General features: G+C 66.9%; 17 protein-coding genes. 5 read left to right on the forward strand and 12 right to left on the reverse strand.

All coding sequences use genetic code 11. The features are described 5' to 3' along the window. Positions 1-40 precede the first annotated feature (40 nt). Entirely contained in the window at positions 41-1,024 is a 984-nt protein-coding gene (gene rfbB / locus FZ103_RS09810; RefSeq protein ID WP_156000383.1) for a dTDP-glucose 4,6-dehydratase, read from the reverse strand. Positions 1,025-1,470: 446 nt separating this feature from the next. Between rfbB and FZ103_RS09815 the strand changes: the two genes are divergently transcribed. Beyond that, entirely contained in the window at positions 1,471-2,022 is a 552-nt protein-coding gene (locus FZ103_RS09815) for an ester cyclase (protein ID WP_343233455.1), read from the forward strand. A gap of 64 nt (positions 2,023-2,086) precedes the next feature. Here FZ103_RS09815 and FZ103_RS09820 read toward each other — a convergent pair whose 3' ends face one another. The 3 genes from FZ103_RS09820 to FZ103_RS09830 are packed head-to-tail and all read right to left on the reverse strand — an operon-like array spanning position 2,087 to position 5,894. Beyond that, complete coding sequence (locus FZ103_RS09820; RefSeq protein WP_222936626.1) at positions 2,087-3,493, reverse strand: NDP-hexose 2,3-dehydratase family protein; 1,407 nt, start codon at positions 3,491-3,493, stop codon at positions 2,087-2,089. Between the two features lie 35 nt (positions 3,494-3,528). Further along, the gene (locus tag FZ103_RS09825) at positions 3,529-4,650 is read right to left on the reverse strand and encodes a DegT/DnrJ/EryC1/StrS aminotransferase family protein (protein ID WP_156000387.1); all 1,122 of its coding nucleotides are present in this window, start codon (positions 4,648-4,650) and stop codon (positions 3,529-3,531) included. Positions 4,651-4,679: 29 nt separating this feature from the next. Next, entirely contained in the window at positions 4,680-5,894 is a 1,215-nt protein-coding gene (locus tag FZ103_RS09830) for a nucleotide disphospho-sugar-binding domain-containing protein (RefSeq protein ID WP_156000389.1), read from the reverse strand. 320 nt (positions 5,895-6,214) lie between these two features. Between FZ103_RS09830 and rfbA the strand changes: the two genes are divergently transcribed. Next, entirely contained in the window at positions 6,215-7,117 is a 903-nt protein-coding gene (rfbA, locus tag FZ103_RS09835; RefSeq protein WP_186356077.1) for a glucose-1-phosphate thymidylyltransferase RfbA, read from the forward strand. A 97-nt stretch (positions 7,118-7,214) separates the two neighbouring features. Here the strand turns inward: rfbA and FZ103_RS09840 are convergent, their stop codons facing one another. The 8 genes from FZ103_RS09840 to FZ103_RS09875 form a co-directional block, all read right to left on the reverse strand. Next, positions 7,215-8,414, reverse strand: a complete 1,200-nt coding sequence (locus tag FZ103_RS09840; RefSeq protein ID WP_394350094.1) for a ketosynthase chain-length factor — start codon at positions 8,412-8,414, stop codon at positions 7,215-7,217. Positions 8,415-8,437: 23 nt separating this feature from the next. Beyond that, on the reverse strand, positions 8,438-9,715 hold the full coding sequence (locus FZ103_RS09845) for a beta-ketoacyl synthase (RefSeq protein ID WP_156000395.1): 1,278 nt from the start codon (positions 9,713-9,715) through the stop codon (positions 8,438-8,440). A gap of 192 nt (positions 9,716-9,907) precedes the next feature. Continuing rightward, positions 9,908-10,363 carry a DUF1772 domain-containing protein gene (locus FZ103_RS09850; protein ID WP_156000397.1) on the reverse strand — a complete coding sequence of 152 codons (456 nt, stop codon included), beginning with the start codon at positions 10,361-10,363 and terminating at the stop codon, positions 9,908-9,910. 67 nt (positions 10,364-10,430) lie between these two features. After that, positions 10,431-10,754 carry a TcmI family type II polyketide cyclase gene (locus tag FZ103_RS09855; RefSeq protein ID WP_156000398.1) on the reverse strand — a complete coding sequence of 108 codons (324 nt, stop codon included), beginning with the start codon at positions 10,752-10,754 and terminating at the stop codon, positions 10,431-10,433. A 131-nt stretch (positions 10,755-10,885) separates the two neighbouring features. Continuing rightward, complete coding sequence (locus tag FZ103_RS09860; protein ID WP_343233456.1) at positions 10,886-12,283, reverse strand: acetyl-CoA carboxylase biotin carboxylase subunit; 1,398 nt, start codon at positions 12,281-12,283, stop codon at positions 10,886-10,888. 18 nt (positions 12,284-12,301) lie between these two features. Then, positions 12,302-12,796 (reverse strand): biotin/lipoyl-containing protein, encoded by a 495-nt coding sequence (locus FZ103_RS09865; RefSeq protein ID WP_156000399.1) that lies wholly within the window; start codon positions 12,794-12,796, stop codon positions 12,302-12,304. Positions 12,797-12,910: 114 nt separating this feature from the next. Next, positions 12,911-13,399, reverse strand: coding sequence for an SRPBCC family protein (locus FZ103_RS09870; protein ID WP_156000400.1), 489 nt, complete (start codon positions 13,397-13,399; stop codon positions 12,911-12,913). A 43-nt stretch (positions 13,400-13,442) separates the two neighbouring features. Further along, positions 13,443-13,754, reverse strand: a complete 312-nt coding sequence (locus FZ103_RS09875; RefSeq protein ID WP_255429869.1) for a cupin domain-containing protein — start codon at positions 13,752-13,754, stop codon at positions 13,443-13,445. A gap of 521 nt (positions 13,755-14,275) precedes the next feature. Between FZ103_RS09875 and FZ103_RS09880 the strand changes: the two genes are divergently transcribed. The 3 genes from FZ103_RS09880 (at position 14,276) to FZ103_RS09890 (ending at position 17,033) form a co-directional block, all read left to right on the forward strand. Continuing rightward, positions 14,276-14,533: an acyl carrier protein gene (locus FZ103_RS09880; RefSeq protein ID WP_156000402.1), complete on the forward strand. Its 258-nt coding sequence runs from the start codon at positions 14,276-14,278 to the stop codon at positions 14,531-14,533. Continuing rightward, a complete protein-coding gene (accA, locus tag FZ103_RS09885) occupies positions 14,530-16,200 on the forward strand; it encodes an acetyl-CoA carboxylase carboxyl transferase subunit alpha (RefSeq protein WP_156000403.1) in 1,671 nt (556 codons plus the stop codon). The genes FZ103_RS09880 and accA overlap by 4 nt, the downstream gene beginning before the upstream one ends. A gap of 368 nt (positions 16,201-16,568) precedes the next feature. Then, a complete protein-coding gene (locus FZ103_RS09890) occupies positions 16,569-17,033 on the forward strand; it encodes a MarR family winged helix-turn-helix transcriptional regulator (protein WP_186356078.1) in 465 nt (154 codons plus the stop codon). The last annotated feature ends 240 nt before the right edge of the window (positions 17,034-17,273 follow it).

Consider the following 17,273-nt stretch of genomic DNA (forward strand, 5'->3'; position numbering starts at 1 on the left):
GGGGCGGAGGAGATCCGCCCCGGCTCGGTCTTTCCCGGACTCAGCCGGGGAGTGCCTGGACGGTCAGAGGTTCCCACCACGTCCTGTTCTCCCGGTACCAGTCGACGGTCGCGGCGATACCGCCCTCGAAATCGATGCGAGGGACGTAACCCAGCTCCGCGGTGGTGTTCTCGATGCTCAACGAGTAGCGCATGTCGTGCCCGGCCCGATCGGCCGTGTACTCGACTTTCGACCAGTCCTGCCCGCAGGCGTCCAGCAGGAGCTCCGTCAGGCGCCGGTTGGACATCTCCGTTCCGCCGCCGATGTGGTAAACGCCGCCGGCACGGCCTTTCACGGCGGCCGACGCGATCCCTTTGCAGTGGTCGTCGACGTGGAGCCAGTCCCGGACATTGCTGCCGTCCCCGTACAGCGGGACCGAAGCCCCGTCGAGGAGGCGGGTGATGAACAGGGGGATGATCTTCTCCGGGAACTGGTAGGGGCCGTATGTGTTGGACCCGCGCGTGGTGACCACATCCAGGCCGTGCGTGCGATGGAACGCCCGTGCCAGCAGATCGGCGGCCGCCTTCGACGCTGCGTAGGGCGAGTTGGGCCGTAACGGGCTGCTCTCCGTGAACGTCCCGGTTGTGATCGACCCGTAGACCTCGTCGGTCGATACGTGGACGAAGCGCTGTACGCCGTGCCGCAGTGCGGCGTCCAGCAGTACCTGGCTTCCCAGGACGTTCGTGGAGACGAACGCGCCCGAATCGGGGATGGACCGGTCCACGTGCGATTCGGCGGCGAAGTGGATCACAAGTCGGTGGCCGGGCATGATCTCGTCCACGGTCCGCTTGTCGCAGATGTCGCCTTCGACGAAGGAAAGCCGGGAGTCGGCGGCCGCCGGGCCGAGGTTTTCACGGTTTCCGGCATAGGTGAGTTTGTCCAGCACTGTCACGGGCGAATCGGGAAGGTCCGGGTAATTCCCCGAGAGAAGGGAGCGTACGAAATGCGAGCCGATGAAACCGGCTCCACCGGTGACGAGGATCATCGAATCTCCAAGAGGTAAGACATGCTCTCTCGACGCGGGGGCTGAAGCGCGACAGGGAACCGGATGGGGAACCGCGGGGAAGGTAGCAAGCGCCTTCGTGATTCCACTCGGCGCAGAGCATTTCAGAAGCCGGGGCGCCGCCGCGGCCGTGTCACCGGTCCAGCCAGGGCCCGTGTACCTGCCGCGAGATTCCGCCCATTGCGGTGTGTGCGGAAGTAAGCTTTTCAGTCGGTTCTCGACAGGCGCTGGAACGGGGATGGAAGTGGAATGGTGCCCGAGTGTGCCTGGCTCGCCGGATCTCGCCGGTCGGCGGAGTAAAAGGGTAGGGCCTGCGCCGTCGGTGGCATGTCGGGCGTTCAGTCGCGATCGATTGATTCGGGGAGCGGGGCGAGCCTATCGCCGGTTATATTGGATCGGACGGGCCGCATACCAGTTCAGGGTTGGCTGTGAACAGACGGGACGCCGCAGAAATATGTCATCGGCAATTCTTCGCCATGAGTCAGGGAGGGTTTTCCGCCTTCGCGGAGCTGGTGCACGCGGAGGGCGCCAATCGGATGGCGGTGCAGGAGCCCCTGGTCTGCCGCGGCCGCGGGCCGGCGGCCTTCCACGCGACGAGCACCCTGTTGCGTGCCGTTTTCGCCGGTCTGACCTGGGACGTCCACGAGGTCGTCGCCGATGGTGATCTCGTCGTCGCCCACGCGACGATGTCCGGTCGGCAGGTGGGGACGTTCTTCAGCTATGACGAACGAGGCGCCGTCCGCACCGCCTTTCCGTCGACCGGTAGGCGCTTCTCGGTCACCCAGACCCACTGGTGGCGATTGGCCGATGGCGTCGTCTACGAGCACTGGGCCAACCGCGACGATCTCGCTCTGGGCCTTCAACTCGGCTGGGTGCGCCCTTCTCTGCGCTACGCCGCGCGTATGGCCCTGGCGATGACGGCCGCCCGGCGGGCCGAGTCCCGCAACGGAGGTCCGCTACCCGGCGGCCACCGGCCGTGAAGTCGCGCCGTCCGCGGAGCCCGGAGGACACAGCGGACGGCGCACGGGGAGGCGGTGGAAAGCCTCAACCGGATGCCGGCTCATCGAGCCGGAGAGCCCCGGAGTTCAGGGCGGCGAGCAGGGTCCTGCATTGCACGTTCAGGTAGTGGCTGTGCGCGGCCAGGGAGTTAAGTTGGCCCGGCGTCACCCATGTGTAGCCGGGCGGGGCCTGGAGCGGTGCTTCGTGTCCGTCGGCTTCGACGAAGAGGTAGTCGCTCTCGGCGTTGAGGAAGCGGCCTCCCTCCTCCGAATGCAGGGCCTTGTAGGGGACGCGTCCGCGGGAGGCGACCAGGTCCAGGAAGCGCGGACGGGCCGAGTCGGGGACAGGGGCCCAGTTCTCCGGCGTGCACTGCACCGTCGGCCCGAGTTCCACAGTGTCCAGGAAGCCCGGTTCCGCCCTGGCGTGCACGAGCACGTGCGGAGCGCCGCCGAACGAGCGGAAGACGAACGCCGTCACCCCGGTTCCGGTCGGTTCGAACAAGGGCTGGGACCACGCGGCGACCTCCCTGTTGCCGGCCTCCACGGAGACGGCGACAACCTGGAAATAGCGACCGTCGGGTCGGCGCAGCACGTGCTCGCCGCGTTCCCATCCCTCGACCTCGGCCAGAGGGAGCAGTTCGGCCTCGACCTCGCGCTGGGAGCGTTCGGCGGAGATCCACGCCAGCAACTCGGCGTCGGAGTGGAGCGCGCGGGCGCCGCTGCCGTCCAAGTCCATGGGAAGGCAGGCGATCACCGTGCGCGCATCCATATTGACCACGTTGTCCAGCCGCAGAAGCTCGCCGATCTGGCCTAAAGTCAACCAGCGGAAGTCGTCGTCCTCCGGAACGTCGCCGATGGCTTCGACCAGCATGTTCCGGTTCTTCTTGCGGAAGAACCAGGAACCGTGCTCCGACTGCAGCGTATCGGTGAGCACTCTGCCTTTATCCGAATCGACGAAATAATCAAGGTACTTGACGCCGGTTCCCCGGTGAACCTTCAGGTAGTTGCTCCTGGTGGCCTGCACCGTGGGCGAAACCTGCACGATGTTGCGGTTCCCCGGTTCCATTTTCGCCTGCATGAGAAAATGCAGGACACCATCGAACTCCTTGACCAGGATCCCCAGGATCCCGGACTCCGGCTGCCGGATTATCGGCTGCTGCCAGTATCGGAAATGCGCGTCGTCGGAGCGGACCGAAAGGCCCTCGACAGAGAAGAACCGGCCGGTGCTGTGCACGAGATTTCCGGTGCTCTCCGCGAAGGACCAGCCGTCCAGGTCCTTGAAGGCCACCCGGTGTACCGTGAAGCGATTCGCGGCAGCACGGTCGGCGAGCCACCCGGGAACGTCTGCCGTCGCCATGTCGCGGCCGTCGCCGGTGCGGCGGGCCGAGGAGGCCAGGCGTGCCGCGAGCGCCGGGCCATCCTTCCGTGGTCGGAGTGGCGGGTCGTCCATCATGCTGCGCTGTCCCCTTCCGGCGGCGGGAGCGGTTCTCAAAGGGAGGCCAGTACCCCGCGCAACGTGCTGATGGTCCTCTCCTGCACGGATTCCGGGAGCGAGGGGTACATCGGCAACGAGAAGATCTGCGTGGCCAGCTTCTCGGTGACGGGCAGAGAACCGGGGGCATAGCCGAGATGCTCGAATCCCGACATGGTGTGGACGGGCCAGGGGTAGCTGACGTTCAGCGAAATGCCTTCGGCGCTCAGCGCTTCGAGGACAGCATCACGCCGGGCGTGGCGCACGACGTAGACGTAATACACGTGGTCGTTGCCCGCGACGGTCCTGGGCAGCAGAAGTCCGCCGGTTTCGGTCAGGTCCGCAAGCGCCTCCTCGTAGCGGCGGGCGACGGCTTGCCGGCCGGCGATGTAGGAGTCCAAGCGCCCCAGCTTGCGCAGCAGGATCTCGGCCTGCACCTCATCGAGCCGCGAGTTGTGCCCGGGCGAACGTACGACGTAGTAGACCTTCTCCATCCCGTAGTAGCGCAACTGGCGCAGCGCTGCAGCGGTCCCTTCGTCGGACGTGACGACCGCCCCGCCGTCGCCGTAACCGCCCAGGACCTTGGTGGGATAGAAGGAGAACGCGGCGGCGTCGCCCATCGTCCCCGCCAGCTGCCCCTTGTAGTGCGCACCGTGGGACTGGGCGCAGTCCTCGAGGATCTTCAGGCCGTGCTCCTCGGCGAGCCGTTGCAGCGGGGCCATGTCGACACACTGCCCGTACAGGTGCACGGGCAGCAGGGCCTTGGTGCGGGGAGTGATGGCGGCGGAGACCTTTCCGACGTCCATCAGGAAGTCGTCTTCGTTGACGTCGACGAACACCGGCGTGGCCCCGGTACCGACGATGCCCACCACGGTCGGCGCCGCCGTGTTCGAGACGGTGATGACCTCGTCGCCCGGACCGACGCCCAGGGCCTGCAAGCCGAGTTTCACGGCGTTCGTCCCATTGTCGACGCCGACACAGAACCGCGCGCCGTGGTAGTCCGCGAACGCCTCCTCGAAAGCGCGGACGCTCGCCCCGAGGATGAGCTGCCCCGAGGCGAAGACCTTTTCGACTGCGGCGAGAATGTCGTCCTTCTCCTTCTCGTACTCCGGCAGGTAGTCCCAAACGCGAATGGTCATTGCACTCTCCCTCGTGCGGGTTCTGTGGTTCAAAGCCGGGCAAGTTCCTCGAGATCGCCGACGAGCTCAAGCGGAAGCGGACGCTCCTCCTCACTCCTGGCGAGCCCGAGCGCGGCGGTCCGATACGCATGGCCCTGGACGACCGTCTCGATCGCGTCCACGATCCGTTCGTCGGGATCGGATTGGACGTCGACCTGGACTCCCGCCCCCGAGGCGACGATGCGCTCGGCATTGTGGAAGGGGGGATCGCCCATGGCGCGCGGAGGAGTGAGGATCTGGGGGACACCGTGAGCCAGGGACGTGCCGACGGTTCCCGTGCCGCCGTGGCTGATGATCGCGTCGCAACTCGGTAGGAACAGCTCCAGCGGCACGTTCTCCGCGAGGCGGATGTTGTCCGGGAGGTCACCGAGCAGCTTCGCACCGCCTTGGGGGACCGCCGCGATGACGTCGACGTCCATCCGGCTGAGCAGCTCGGCGAACCGCTGCACGGGAGACAGGTTGCCGGTCATCCACAGGTACGAGCTGCCGACGGTGAGAGCGACCCGCGGTCTCTGCGATCGCCGGTACATCCACTCCTGCAACCGCCCGCTGCCGTTGTAGGGAATGAATCGAACCGGCAGATAGGTGCGGTCCGCGGGAAGATCCACCTGCAGGACCGGCGGACACGGGTCGACGGTCGCGTGCCCGTCGGGCCGTACGTCGTCCACGCCGTACTCGCGGTAGAGCGCCAAGAGGCTGTCCCGCTCCATCTCGCGCCAGCCCTTGATGCCGGCTTCGAAGTCCGGTCCGGAGAACTGATGGCGAACGCTGGGAATCCCCAACACCTCAGCCACCAGATGCGCGGCGTAACTCTGCCATTCGAAGACGATGAGATCGGGTCTCCAGTCGCGGCAGAGGTCGAGGAGGCCCCCCGTCATCTGCTCCGCAGAGTCCGCGAACAGCGAGAGCGCGATCCGGATGTGGTGCCTGTTCTCCGCGTCACTCGGCCGCGTGGCCTCGCCCCCGGTCCCCTCGGCGGGTCCCACGGCCGCTTGGGACTTCTGGGCCTCGCGGCGCCTGTCCGCGTCGATCTCGGTATCAGGACCGACGACCGCCGAGGTGAGGCCGGCCGCCTGGACGAACGGCGCGAGCCGCGGCTGATGCGCTACGCGCACGTCGTGGCCGGCGGCGCGCAGCGCCCACGCCGTGGGAACCAGGGGAAAGAAATGGGAAGGCTGCAGGGCCGCACTCAGTAGAACGCGCATACCAAGTCCTCGGGTCGTGGAAACACGTGGTGGCGCCAGGCGGGCTCAATTTTCCAGGAGGCGGCACCGGGCGACGCACGGAGAATGGGAAACGGTAAGAAACCGGGTACGGTACTCAGCATGCCGGTGTGGTCTCGAAGGGTGCTCGAAGTCCAGTGGAATTTGGTGCCCCCTGCCTAGTGGAAACCATAGCCCTCTGTTACCGTATTTTGCGCCTCGCTGTGGTATTGCCAAATATTTGGGGTGCCGGCGGGTGCCTTCCGTCCTGTGGATGAGATCGGCGCTCGCAAACCGATGGACGATTTTCCAGGAGGAACCTGGTGCGTGGAATAATCCTCGCCGGGGGGACGGGATCGCGCCTGTGGCCGATCACCCGAGCGATGTCCAAGCAGCTTATGCCGGTCTTCGACAAGCCGATGATCTACTATCCGCTCACCACGCTGATGATGGCAGGAATCGATGAGATCCTCATAGTCACGACCCCCTCGGAGCAGGGCCAGTTCCGCCGGCTTCTCGGTGACGGATCGCATCTGGGAATCTCGCTCCAGTATGCCGGACAGGATACGCCGGCCGGAATCGCAGATGCTTTCCTCATCGGTGCGGAATTCATCGGAGACGAGGCGGTGGCCCTGATCCTCGGAGACAACATCTTCTTCGGTGTGGGGCTCGGCCAGCAATTGCGCGGCCAGGTTCCCGGAGACGGCGGCCGCGTCTTCGCCTATCCGGTCGCCAATCCCGAAGGGTATGCGGTCGTGGAGTTCGACCTCGACCACCGTGTGCTGTCACTTGAGGAGAAACCGGAGAAGCCGAGGTCCCGCTACGCGGTTCCAGGGCTGTACTTCTACGGCCCCGATGTCGTGGACGTCGCCAAGAGCCTCAAACCGAGTGCCCGCGGAGAGCTGGAGATCACCGATGTGAACGCCGCCTACCTCGCGGAGGGGCGGTTGACGGTCACCACCCTCGGACGGGGAGCCGCCTGGCTGGACACGGGAACATTCACCTCCCTGGTGCAGGCCGCCGAGTTCGTGCGTGTCATCGAAGAGCGCCAGGGCATGAAGATCGGCTGCGTCGAAGAAGTCGCGTGGCGCCAGGGGCTCATCGACGACCGGCGGTTGCGCGAATTGGCTGAGCCGCTGCTCAAAAGCGGATACGGGCACTACCTCCTCGACCTCATCGAGACCGACTCCGGGCTCGGGGTCTCCTCGGCCGCAGCGGTTCAGTGAAAGCCGCCCGCCGAACCAGGCGGCCGGAACGGGTCGGTCCCCGCCGGAGCTCCGGCGGGGACCGAGTCGGTGAGGCTGAAAACCCTCACGTGGACCCTCAGTCCGCCCGGCGCACGACCATCGCCGAGTTGAAACCCCCGTGTCCGCGGGCCAGTACCACGGCGGTGTCCAGTTCGGCCTCCCGGGCATCGCCCACGACGAGGTCCATGCCGTACTCAGGCGCTGGACGCCGCACGTTGACGGTCGGCGGAATGACTCCGTCGCGAAGAGCGAGCAGCGCGGTGGCGAGGTCGACGGCCGAGCCGCCGGAGTAGAGCCGTCCGGTGGCCGACTTCGGTGCGGTGACCGGGACGGGCGTGGCGCGCGTTCGGAACGCCGCGGCGATGGCTTCGGCCTCCTGGCGGTCGGCCTCCGGCGTGCCCGCACCGTCGGCGAAGACGACGTCCACCTCGTCCGCAGCAATGCCGGCGTCGGCGAGCGCCTGCTCGACGCATCGGCGCAAGCCGGGTTCACGCCCCGAACCGGGCTTGGGGTCGAAGGTCGCGGCGTATCCGGCGATAGTCCCGTAGGAGCGGTTGAGCCCGCGCTCCGCTGCGGTGTCGGCGTCCTCCAGGACCAGGATGGCTCCCCCTTCGCCCGGTACGTATCCGCATGCGTTTTCGTCGAAGGGGAGGTAGGCCGCATCCGGGGATTCGCACGTGCTGAGATCCTCCCGAGTCGACTGCGCGACCCAGCCCCACGGACACAGAGAGGCGTCTACGCCTCCGGTGAGGACCAAGCCGACGCCGTTGCGCACATGCCGGCGCGCCTGGGCGGCTGCGTCGAGCCCGCCGGCCTGCTCGGTGACGAGCACACCGCCTGGGCCGCGCATTCCGTTGCGAATCGAGATCTGACCCGAGTTGACGGCGTAGAACCAGGCGAACGACTGATAGGCGCTGACGTGCTCGGGGCCCTTGCTCCACAGCTTCTCCAGCTCACGCTGGCCGAACTCGAAACCCCCGGAAGCGCTCGCGGTGACGACGCCCATATCGAATTCGGAAAGCTCCGAGGGTTCGACCTCCGCATCGGCCAGGGCCCAGTCGGCGGCCACCAGCGCGAGCTGCGTCAGCCGGTCGGTCTGGGGTATAAGACGGCCGGGCAGGTGCGACTTCGGGTCGAAGCCGGGCACCTCCCCTGCCAGCCGGGAGGGGTAGGCTGAGGCGTCGAATGCGCTGATCGGACCGATGCCGTTCTCTCCCGCTACCGTCGCCTTCCAGTAGTCGGCGATGCCCAATCCGGTGGGGGCGACAATGCTCATCCCCGTCACCGCTGTTCGGCCGGTCATGCGACCCCCTCTGGAGTTGTGAGGACCATTGCGGATTGGAAACCTCCGAACCCGCTCCCTACGGTCAGGACCGTGCTGGTCGACTGCTCGCGCGCGTGAAGCGGGATGTAGTCGAGGTCGCATTCCGGATCGGGCTCGTGCAGATTGGCGGTGGGCGGGAGCAGGTTGTGTTCGATCGCCAGAGCAGAGGCCGCGATTTCGATCGAGCCGATCGCGCCGAGAGAGTGCCCGATCATCGACTTGATCGAACTCACCGGCGTGCGATAGGCGTGATCGCCGAGACTCCTCTTGAACGCGGAGGTCTCATGGCGGTCGTTCTGCTTCGTTCCCGAGCCGTGCGCATTGATGTAGTCGATGTCGGTCGGATCGACTCGCGCTTCGCCGAGTGCCGCGCTGATCGCCTCGGCCATTTCCCGGCCGTCGGGGCGCAGACCGGTCATATGGAAGGCGTTGCACCGGGAGGCGACTCCGGAGATCTCCGCGTAGATGTGGGCGCCGCGGCGCATGGCGTGGTCGCGGTCCTCCAGGACGAACATCGCCGCTCCCTCGCCGAGGACGAATCCGTCCCGGCCCCTGTCGAATGGGCGGGAGGCCTGCTCAGGAGCCTGGTTGTTGGGTGTAGTGGCCTTGATGGCGTCGAAGCAGGCAGAGGTGATCGGTGAGATCGGCGCGTCCGTGGCGCCGGCGAGCATGATGTCCGCCGAGCCTTCACGGATGGCGCCGACGGCGTGGCCGACCGAGTCCAGTCCCGAGGTGCATCCGGTCGAGACGAGGCTGACGGGGCCTTCAGCTCCCGCACGCCAGGCCGTCTCCCTGGCGATCGAGCTGGGCACGAGGTAGTCGAAGAGGTGGGGGACGCCGTAGGTGTGGTCGACCAGCCACCGGCGCCCCGAGTCGCTGACGACGGAGTATTCCTCCTCCAGGCTCATCGTGCAGCCCACGGCGGTCCCGACCGTTGTACCGACACGCCCCGGATCGATGCGGGAGAGGTCGATCCCGCTGTCGGTGAGACACTCGTCAGCGCATACGGCGGCGAACTGGGCCGCCCGGTCCATGCGGCGCACCTCCTGGGGCGTCAATCCTTCGAGTGCCGGATCGAAGTCGCATTCCGCTGCCACACGGGAACGGTAGGGCGCCGGATCGAAAAAGGTGATTCCACGGGTCGCGGTGCGGCCGTTGCTGATCAGTTCCCAGAACGATTTCGTGCCGATCCCGCCGGGGACGATCACTCCCATCCCGGTGATGACTACTCGGTGTTCATAGCCTGATGTCATACTGGCTCCTGTCGGTTCGTTCACCCGACTCTCGTTCGCGGCGAGTTCTGCGGTCGGGGCCGCGCGGCTCCCTCATGGAACCGTGACGGGTCTGTGCCGATCGGAAACGGAGTCCGAACATCGTGATCCAGTAGGGCGAGCAGGGGCTTTCGCCCGCTCCTGGGGCATTCCGCGGCCGTGGGGTCCAGGCGATCAGCCCGCGGCCGCGGGTGCAAGGCAGTAGAGGAGGGCGCCGACCTGGCCGCACCCCACCCGGACGTAGTGCCAGTTGCGCCATCTTTGCCGCAACTGTTGCCAGTCGGGCCGCGGATTTCGTATATCGATACGCTGCACCAGGACATTGATCGGCGCGATTTTGATGAGGGACACCGCGAACACACCGGCCAGCATCAGGGCGCCGGCGCCGAACATCACCTGCGCGACGCGGCTTTCCGTCGCCGCCGCGATGAATCCTCCGCTGAGTATGGCGATACCGGTGCATGCGGGCATCAGTTTGTCCATGCGGTTCAGCACGAAGGCGTTGATCTCCGGATATCGCTCCACGGGGAGACTGAGCAGCAGTGGCAGGATCACAATGAGGCCGACCAGCAGAGCGCCGGCGGCCATGGCGCTGGAAAGCTGAGATATCGGGAGAACGATCTCGATCAAGGCTGATCCTTTCTGGGCCGATCAGCCGGCTCGTCTCGAGGTGGCCGAGGCCGACCCCGGCGGGCCGTCAGATCCAACTCCTGTGGTAGAACTCCCTCGCTCGCGAATCCGCGATTCCCTGCCAATCGGTCACGAGAGGGGACATGTGGGCGGCCAGGGCCCGGTTCAGCTTCTGGAATGCGGGCGAACCGTGCAGACCGGGGAGATTGTCGAAGATGTCCTTGTCCGCCTGGATGAGGTGCATCGTCATTCCCTGGTAGTGGAACAGCGTGCGGCTGGACACCCCGAACTCGTGTGGCAGATCCGTTTCGTCATGCTCACCGAAGAGCTTGGCCACGGTATCGGCGCTGCTGGGGTCCATCCTGCTGACCATGAGCACCCGGTATGTCATGTCGTCCTCCTTCGTGTTTCGCCGGCCGGCCGCCGGCGCGGGCGTTGTGGGGCGTTGGGGGCAACGGTTGCCGGGACCGGGGTCCGGCTCGCCGGGGACTGTGCCGACTTCGGCCGCGGATGTCGGCCGAGTCAACGGGCCCGCCTTCTCCGCTTCGCCGGTTTGCCGGTTCCGCTCCGCGGGACGAGTTCGTCCAGAAACGAGGTCGTGTGCGTTCCGTTGCGGAACCGGGGGTCGGCGATGACCTCGCGGAGCAGGCCGATCGTTGTGCGCATCCCCGGGCCTTGCACGACGAACTCGTCTAGGGCTCCGTCGAGGCGGGCCAGCGCCTGCTCCCGGTCGGGGGCCCAGGCGATGACCTTCGCCAGCAGTGAGTCGTAGGTGGGTGGTACGCGGTAGCCCGTATAGCAGTGCGTGTCGACGCGCACGAAAGGGCCGCCCGGCGGGTGGAATCTCTGCAGCACCCCGGGCGTGGGCACGAATCCGCGATCCGGGTCCTCGGCGTTGACCCGGCATTCGATCGCGACTCCACGGCGATCGATGTCGGACTGCTCCACGGAGAGCCGTTCACCGGCGGCCACCCGAATCTGCTCGGTCACCAGGTCGATACCGGTCACCGCTTCCGTCACGGGATGCTCCACTTGGATGCGGCAGTTGATCTCGATGAAACGGAAGTCGCCATCCTCGTCGACGATGAATTCGAACGTGCCTACTCCGACATAGCCGACCGCCAGTGCCGCTTTCACCGCGACCCGCCCCATGGCGTCAGCGGTCTCCGGCGCAAGAGAGGGCGAAGGGGTCTCCTCGACGAGTTTCTGATGGCGCCGCTGCACTGAGCAGTCGCGCACGCCGAGGGAGACGCCGTTTCCGTGGGCGTCGCACAGCACTTGGACCTCGATGTGCCGAGCGCGCTCGATGAACCGCTCGACGTAGACCCGGCTGTCCTTGAACAGGGAGAGGGCGTCGTTGCGGGTTTCCCGGAAGACGCGTTCCAGTTCGTCGGCCTCGCGAACGATGCGCATTCCGCGCCCGCCCCCGCCGGCGGTGGCCTTGACGATGACGGGCATGCCGATGGCGTCGGCCACCTCTCGGGCTTCGCGCGCGTTGTCGACCGCGTGTCGGCTGCCGGGCAGCAGTGGCACCCCCGCTTGGGACATGACCGCACGCGAAACGGCCTTATCACCGAGCTTGTGCATGACGTGGGACGGAGGGCCGATGAAGGTGATGCCGTGGTCGCCGCAGATCTCGGCGAAGTCCGGGTCCTCCGACAGGAATCCGTATCCGGGATGGATCGCGTCCGCCCCTGTGGCTTGGGCCGCCTCGATGACGGCGGGGATGTTCAGATAGCTCCGCCCGCCGGGCGGGCCGATGTGAACGCTCGTATCCGCCAGTCTGACGACCGCGGAGTCCCCGTCGTCGCTGGTGTGGACGGCGACCGTGCGGACGCCAAGGGCCCGGCAGGCGCGGATCACGCGCAGCGCGATCTCGCCGCGGTTCGCCACAAGGACCGTGTCGAACAGGGTTCTCACCTCCTTGGGTAGTGCGGCTCACCGGTCCCCGAGGGGTGCGATCGATATGAGCGGCTGGCCGTACTCCACGGGTTGTGCATTGGGGACGAGGATCGCGGCGACGCGCCCGGGGAGATCGGCCTCGACGGCGACCATCATCTTCATGACTTCGATGATTCCGACCTGCTGGCCTTCTTCGACGAAGTCGCCTTCCTCCACGAAGGGCTTGGCCCCCGGCTCGGGAGCGTGGTGGAACGTGCCGACGAGTTGGGCGGTGATGTGATGCGGACCCGGCGCCGACGAGATGCCGTCCTCGTCGCCGTGCTCCTCGGGGACGGATCGCGGTGTCGGCGCCGTCGGCATCGGCGCGGGGTCGGCGGCCGCGGGGGCGCTCGCCCATTCCACCTCGACCTCGACCTGGCCCGAGCTGACCCGCACCCGGTTCACCGAGGACGCGGACGCGGCCACGAGCCGCGCGATACTGGAGAAAACGGCATCAACGGCAAGAGAATCGGGAGGCGTCGTCTCACTCATTCCGTGCTCCCCCTTCGGACGAGGAGACCCCGGACCGCACGCTGCTCGGCCGATCGGTGCGGTACCGCGCAGGCGGACTCCCGAAGTCCAGCGGGCGCCCGAAGGGCATCGGGCTCAACTCCCCTCCGTACGCGGTGCGGCCGTCGAAGCGGAGGCGCGGAACCGTTCTTCGATGCGCTCGCGGATCGCTTCCAGCTGAACCGGCGAGTTGCGGTTGATCCGTTCGGTCATCGCCGCGTCGTCGAACGGAGCGTCGGGCTTCATGGTGAACTCTTGCTGCCAGCGCAGCCGCACGCCTCCGGGAACCTCCGTGTAGGTCCACTTGAGGTTCATGTATTCGAACGGGCCCGTTTCGACGCGGTGCGCGTGAACGGTCCGCGTTCGGGGGTCCGCGGTGCGTTCGGAGACCCAGCTCCACACGGTCCCGTCGGGATCGGGGTGCAGAGTCAGCCGGAACCGCACGGTCGGGCCGTTGCGGTGCAGAATCTCGGTTTGCGCGTACTCCGTGAACAGATCGGGCCATGACTCGACGTCGTTGGTCATGTCCCAGACGAGGTCCATGGGCGCGCCGATGACGATCTCGTTGTCCGTTCTGGCGACCATGATCAGGACTCCTTCTACTCGGGCACTTCGGTGCCACGTGCTGTCAGACGATCCCGCCGACCCGGGGTGGCGCCTCTTCGGGATGGGGGAGCGGCTCGGTGTCGACGTGGCCCAGGTCGGGGCGGGGGGCCAGGGGAGCGATGTGCGCGACGAGCATGGCCTCGTGCTCACCGACGCACTCCAGGCGGTGGCGCATGCCTCGGCGCACCATCACCGAGTCCTCCGGCTCGACAGTGATGTCCGTGCCGTCCAGCCGCAGCTGGAGGACACCGCGGACAACGAACAGGAACTCGTCGGAGTACGGGTGGTAGTGCTCGGCCATGTACTCGCCCGGCCTCAGGGTGAAAGTCGACATGAAGCCGGCGGTGGCACCGACGGTTCCGGGCGTGAGCAGAGCCCGTATCCCCCCTCCCTGACGCCGCACGGGAGGGACGTCGGCGCTGGCGACTTTCAGCCGGGAACCTTCGTTCATTGAGCCCCCTTGTTCGGCTCCGCTTCCACATTCGTCGCTGAATACGTGCACACTCTGGCGAGTCCGCCTCGAATGCATCTCAAGGGGCGCTGAAAACGGCGGGTGGGCGGTACCGGTTTGAGCGGGGGTCGAGCCTGTATCGAGCCGTTTGCCACACCGCCTCGGTATCAAGTCTGCGGATGAGTAAGAGGGAGCGCCGTTCCTCCGCCTGCCCTCAGGCGGCGATGCTGCTTCGTGCGCGTCGACGCGACGGAGCGGGCGCCCGAATGCGGGGGCGGCGTCCCCGCAGGTGCACGGATCGGCGCGGTCTGCCGGACGCCGACGGACGCCTCGCGTGCCGGCTCGGAAGGAAACGACCGGGCGCGTTGGGCACGGACCGCAGGTATTCGACGAAGGAGAAGCAAATGGCCGACTTCACCCAGGACGACCTCCTCCGCATCCTTCGGCAGGTCGCGGGCGAGAGCGCTGAGATCGCGGGCACCGAGAAGATCGACGAAGTGTCCTTTCCCGACCTCGGCTACGACTCTCTGGCCCTGTTGGAGGTGGCGGCGAGCATCGAAAGAGAGTACGGGGTGCGTCTCGCCGACGACACGTTCCTCTCCGCGGAGACGCCCCAGCAGTTGGTCGACCTCGTCAACGCATCGCTGGCGGTAACGCGATGAGCCGATGGCTCAGCTGCGAGGGGTGCAGTGAACTCGTCTACGCCGCCAAGATCGACCGAAACCTCGGCGTCTGCCCCGGATGCGGACACCATTTCGCTGTTCCCGCGCCGCAGCGGATCGCTCAGCTCCTCGATGAGGGCAGTGTGGAGTTCCTCGACCCGCCGACCGAATCGCGGGACCCGCTGGGATTCGTCGACACCCGGCCTTATACCGACCGCATCGACGGTGCCCGAGCCCGCACGGGACTCGACGAAGCCGCCGTCTGCGCCACCGGAACGCTGGAGGGCAGCCCGCTAGCGGTGGCGGCCATGGACTTCCGCTTCCTCGGAGGCAGCCTCGGGGCAGCGGTCGGCGAGATGGTCACCGGGGCTGCCGAGACCGCTCTCCGCGAGCACATGCCGCTGCTGATCGTCACTGCATCGGGCGGAGCCCGGATGCAGGAAGGGCCCGTTGCCCTCATGCAGATGGCGAAGACGAGCCAGGCGCTCGACCGGATGCGCCAGGCCGGGCTGCTGACGGTATCCCTGATCACCGACCCCACGTTCGGCGGCGTCGCAGCGTCCTTCGCGACACTGACCGACATCATCGTCTCCGAGCCGCAGGCCCGACTCGGATTCGCCGGCCGCCGGGTGATCGAACAGACCATCGGCGAGACGCTGCCCGCAGATTTCCAGACCGCTGAATTCCTTCTCCAGCATGGAGCGATCGACATGATCGTCGGCCGTGCGGAACTGCGTTCCGCTCTGGGGCGGCTCGTATCAGCGGCGACTCGAAAGCCGAAGACCCCACCGGACGCCGCACGGCCGGAGCTCCCCGCCGTCATGGTCGACGACCCGTTCGTGCTCCCGGAGCAGGGCGCATGGGACGTGGTACAACGGGCGAGGAATCCGCAGCGGCCGAGTGCGCTCGACTACATGCGCCTGGCCCTCGACGGATTCGACGAGTTGCACGGCGATCGCCTCGGCCACGACTGCCCGGCCGTGGTCGGCGGCATCGGGCGCCTCAACGGTTTCCCGCTCATGGTCATCGGCCTGCAGAAGGGCCACGACGCGGCCGAGTTGGCGCAGCACAACTTCGGCATGGCGACACCCGCCGGCTATCGCAAGGCGAACCGCTTGATGCGGACCGCGGAGCGGCTCGGTCTGCCGATCCTCACTCTCGTCGACACCCCGGGGGCTTTTCCGGGCAGGAGTGCCGAGGAGACGGGCCAGGCGGCGGCCATCGCCGAGAACCTGCGGCTGCTCACCGGCATATCGGTTCCAGTCGTCTGCGTGATCACCGGTGAGGGCGGCAGCGGCGGCGCCCTCGCCCTCGCGGTCGCTGATCGCGTCTACATCTTGGAGAACGCCGTCTACTCGGTGATCTCGCCCGAGGGCTGCGCCTCGATCCTGTGGCATGATTCCGGCGCGGCTCCGCAAGCGGCGTCCTCCCTGCGGATGGATCCTCGGTCGCTGCTGGAACTGGGGATCGTTGACGCAGTGATTCGCGAACCGGAGGCAGGAGCCGCCGCCGACCACGTGACCGCGGCCGACAGGCTGCGGCAAGCGGTGACCGCGGCTTTGCGGGATCTGCTCTCGCTCGACGAGGGCGACCTGCTGAGTCGTCGATACGACCGCTATCGCGCGTTCGGCGCTGTGGACTCTCCGGCCGAGTACGAGATGTCCTGACCCGATCGTCGGCTGAGACCGCGCCGCCGCCGACCGCCGGGCGGATTCCCCGGCCATCGGCGGCGGCAGCGTGCAGTCCGCTCGCCGACTCGGCCGCGACGCGTGGGCCTTGGGAGCGGCGCGGCGGCCGAAGGGCCGGCGGCGGGGAGAGCCGGCACAGCGACTCGAGGTAGGCGCCGACCGCGCGGGCAGCAAGTCCGGTCGCCGCACGACCCATTGGGCCATGCAGCTGAAATAGTTCCGATGGGGATGTATCTTCCCAGTAGAAGCGGACGCAGCACCCCGGAAGGCGAAGTGGAAGGCCGACCATGTCCATACGAGACGAGACGCGGAACTGCTGGAAGCTTACTCCGGAGGAGTCCCGCGGCTTGCGTGAATTCATCACCGCTCTGGTGCTCAACGGTCAGGTCACCGCCGAGGTATCGGGGTTGCGCCCCGTGGACCTCTATGTGTTGAACCTTCTCGACATCGACGGCCGATCCACTCCCGGAGAGCTGGCTCAGCGCACGGCCCTGACCACCGGAGCCGTAACCAAGCTCGTCGACCGCCTGGTGCGCCTCGGTCTCGTTCAGCGAACCCACGACACCGACGACCGCCGGCGTGTCTGGCTGACCACGACGGAGCAAGCCACACGCAACATCGGCGAAGGGGCGAGTCTGTTCAGCCCTATCGCCAGGCGAATGGACGATCTCATCTCGAGTTACTCCGACGAGCACCGCGCCGTAATATTCGACTTTCTGCTGCGTGCCACCGAGGAGCTCAAGGAGATCACCAGCGCTCTTCAAGAGCAGCGCACCGGGCAGCGGGCGCGAATCCGTGGTGGTGCGCATTGAGGCGGTTCAAGTATTCCGCGGGGCACAAGGAAGTGCGGTAGCCGGAAACCGGCAGCTTCTGCGATTTTGCGGTTTCCATGGAGAGTGCCAGCGTAATTACACGCGGTGATTGCGCCGATAATCAGGCGCAGTGCAGCCGATAGCTGCCCGTTTATACAGCCGCAGGAGGCGGCGATGAAAACTGGGTTAACTTAGGCCGTCCCATCCTCCTTGCTCGGCGGGGCAGTATGGCTTGTCTTC

The sequence above is a fragment of the Streptomonospora sp. PA3 genome, assembly GCF_009728995.1.
GTDB lineage: Bacteria > Actinomycetota > Actinomycetes > Streptosporangiales > Streptosporangiaceae > Streptomonospora.

What these genes read in the sequence shown, in the direction of transcription:
- rfbB (WP_156000383.1), bottom strand. Translation starts at nt 1,024, where the DNA reads ATGATCCTCGTCACCGGTGGAGCCGGTTTCATCGGCTCGCATTTCGTA.
- FZ103_RS09820 (WP_222936626.1), bottom strand. Translation starts at nt 3,493, where the DNA reads ATGATGGACGACCCGCCACTCCGACCACGGAAGGATGGCCCGGCGCTC.
- FZ103_RS09825 (WP_156000387.1), bottom strand. Translation starts at nt 4,650, where the DNA reads ATGACCATTCGCGTTTGGGACTACCTGCCGGAGTACGAGAAGGAGAAG.
- FZ103_RS09830 (WP_156000389.1), bottom strand. Translation starts at nt 5,894, where the DNA reads ATGCGCGTTCTACTGAGTGCGGCCCTGCAGCCTTCCCATTTCTTTCCC.
- FZ103_RS09840 (WP_394350094.1), bottom strand. Translation starts at nt 8,414, where the DNA reads ATGAGCATTGTCGCCCCCACCGGATTGGGCATCGCCGACTACTGGAAG.
- FZ103_RS09845 (WP_156000395.1), bottom strand. Translation starts at nt 9,715, where the DNA reads ATGACATCAGGCTATGAACACCGAGTAGTCATCACCGGGATGGGAGTG.
- FZ103_RS09855 (WP_156000398.1), bottom strand. Translation starts at nt 10,754, where the DNA reads ATGACATACCGGGTGCTCATGGTCAGCAGGATGGACCCCAGCAGCGCC.
- FZ103_RS09865 (WP_156000399.1), bottom strand. Translation starts at nt 12,796, where the DNA reads ATGAGTGAGACGACGCCTCCCGATTCTCTTGCCGTTGATGCCGTTTTC.
- FZ103_RS09870 (WP_156000400.1), bottom strand. Translation starts at nt 13,399, where the DNA reads ATGGTCGCCAGAACGGACAACGAGATCGTCATCGGCGCGCCCATGGAC.
- FZ103_RS09875 (WP_255429869.1), bottom strand. Translation starts at nt 13,754, where the DNA reads ATGTCGACTTTCACCCTGAGGCCGGGCGAGTACATGGCCGAGCACTAC.
- FZ103_RS09880 (WP_156000402.1), top strand. Translation starts at nt 14,276, where the DNA reads ATGGCCGACTTCACCCAGGACGACCTCCTCCGCATCCTTCGGCAGGTC.
- accA (WP_156000403.1), top strand. Translation starts at nt 14,530, where the DNA reads ATGAGCCGATGGCTCAGCTGCGAGGGGTGCAGTGAACTCGTCTACGCC.